Annotated in this window: 5 protein-coding genes; 1 reads left to right on the forward strand and 4 read right to left on the reverse strand. The window is 55.6% G+C overall.

Annotated features, from left to right (window positions below; genetic code table 11):
• Nucleotides 1-126: 126 nt before the first annotated feature.
• The 4 genes from BQ17_RS04015 to BQ17_RS23120 form a co-directional block, all read right to left on the reverse strand.
• Entirely contained in the window at nt 127-369 is a 243-nt protein-coding gene (locus BQ17_RS04015) for a hypothetical protein (RefSeq protein ID WP_089724496.1), read from the reverse strand.
• A 111-nt stretch (nt 370-480) separates the two neighbouring features.
• Nucleotides 481-657, reverse strand: coding sequence for a hypothetical protein (locus BQ17_RS23110; RefSeq protein ID WP_256091470.1), 177 nt, complete (start codon nt 655-657; stop codon nt 481-483).
• Complete coding sequence (locus tag BQ17_RS23115; protein WP_256091471.1) at nt 654-836, reverse strand: hypothetical protein; 183 nt, start codon at nt 834-836, stop codon at nt 654-656. The genes BQ17_RS23110 and BQ17_RS23115 overlap by 4 nt, the downstream gene beginning before the upstream one ends.
• A gap of 31 nt (nt 837-867) precedes the next feature.
• A complete protein-coding gene (locus BQ17_RS23120; RefSeq protein WP_256091472.1) occupies nt 868-1,185 on the reverse strand; it encodes a hypothetical protein in 318 nt (105 codons plus the stop codon).
• Nucleotides 1,186-1,311: 126 nt separating this feature from the next.
• Between BQ17_RS23120 and BQ17_RS04025 the strand changes: the two genes are divergently transcribed.
• Complete coding sequence (locus BQ17_RS04025) at nt 1,312-1,512, forward strand: hypothetical protein (protein WP_089724498.1); 201 nt, start codon at nt 1,312-1,314, stop codon at nt 1,510-1,512.
• Nucleotides 1,513-1,771 lie beyond the last annotated feature (259 nt).

Raw genomic sequence — 1,771 nt, forward strand, 5'->3', positions numbered from 1 at the left:
ATGAATTTTTCCATTATCCTGTTGTTTTATAAAGGGATTATTCTATAAACGGTTCATTTAGTTCACGGAACCAGGTTGGAGTGTGATGGGATCGACCTCGGATTCGGCGCGGAAGCGCATGTAAGGCTAGCGCTCGATGTGTGTCTCTGAAAGCGCGGTTGAAATCCAGCTTCTCGTGGCTTTCATGTGCTCCGGAAAGTCCGCGGATTCGACTTCACCGTCCCCGACGACGGCCCAGATCCAGACCGCCGGATCGCCGTCCAGGTCTTCATCGAACTCGAAGTGGAAATTCTTGACGAACTCGGGTTGGTCCTTACGTAGTTGGGATTCGAGTCGTTCTTTCTCTGCTTGCTCTCTTCGCTCTCTCATGGTGGCAACCTCGATATTCAGAGGCCAATGTGAGAAAAGGCCCGCTCATGCGGGCCTTTTAGTCTACCCGCTCATGCGGGCCTTTTAGTCTAACAGAAGGCGCTGTAGGCGTTACTTAGCCGCCGACTCATCCAGCTTCTTGGCCGGGATGATCTGACCATCGAGCGCCGCGTCTTTGGCGTTGCGTCCATAGGCCACCGCCATGAGGTTCGAGTAGTAGACCACCGGCATGGCGAATTTGGTGGAGTAGGTCGTGTTGATCCGGTCCTGATAAACCTCGACGTTCATCTGGCACACGGGACAGGGGGTGGCGATTGCCTGTCGGCAACCTGGTCGTAGGCCGCCTCAATGATGCCCTTGACCATCTCCTGGGATTTCTCGGGCTCGGAGAAGGCGAGCGCCCCGCCACAGCATTGGACCTTTTTCTCATAGCCAGGGATGGATTCCCCGCCCAGGGTGTCGATCATCTTGTCCGGATAGACGGGGTTCTCGAAGGGTTCACCAGCGATCCCGAAGGGGTCCGGTCTGACAGCCCACGTAGCCGGCGATCTTGATGCCTTCCAGGGGTTTTTTGACCTTGGCGCCGATTTCCTCATAGCCGATATCCTCGATCAGGACCTCGACCATGTGTTTGAAGGGCTGGATCTTGGCCGCATCGTAAGGGCGCCATCTAGTGGCTAAAGTCTCGACCCGCAGCGTTGGAACGAGGAACGAACTATCGCGGTATCGGGATGTGAGCCCGCGTTTGTCGTACCATACCAAGGCAAGCTGGGACTTCTGATCGGGGTCAGCTAAATGCCCCGTGCACCCAGACAACCCCTTCTCTGCCATCGTCTTGGGCAACCGGGAATTTTGGAGCGGAGCGTCTGGAGTTAGCTTCCTATGTAAAGGCAACCAGTTCCTCTAGGAGCAACCTAAGAACCATTATGAGGTAAGACCACAATGCAACCAATCCGTCAGATCCTCGAAGAAGCTCCCGATGCGATTCCTATCCCCGAAGAACTTAAGTATCGACGCATCGAGCTGATCATCTGGCCGCTCGGGGACAAACCCAAGGAAACGAAGGCAGCACCCAATTTCAAGGTTGCCCAGGTCGAGCGAATCGATATCCCATCAAGGGAAGAGCGCAATGTCCGGCGGTAGCTTCATCGACTACACAGAGGATCTTCAACATGGTCAGCGTATTGATGGCCTGACCGTCGTCGATCCCTTCGAATCCGCCTCATTCGGGTAAAACACCTGGTTATGTGCGGTATGCTTCGAGCCGACAACTACTGCCTTAGACCGGAGGATACCCATGGGGGAATCCGGCTATCGACAGCCTTCGAGCTAAGGCCTTCGATCTCTCGGAGAGCGACGGGGCGGAACTCGCACAGGACCTCCTGGCCAGCCTCGACGGAGC

It is taken from the genome of Candidatus Thiosymbion oneisti (genome assembly GCF_900092655.1).
Taxonomy (GTDB): domain Bacteria; phylum Pseudomonadota; class Gammaproteobacteria; order Chromatiales; family Chromatiaceae; genus Thiosymbion; species Thiosymbion oneisti.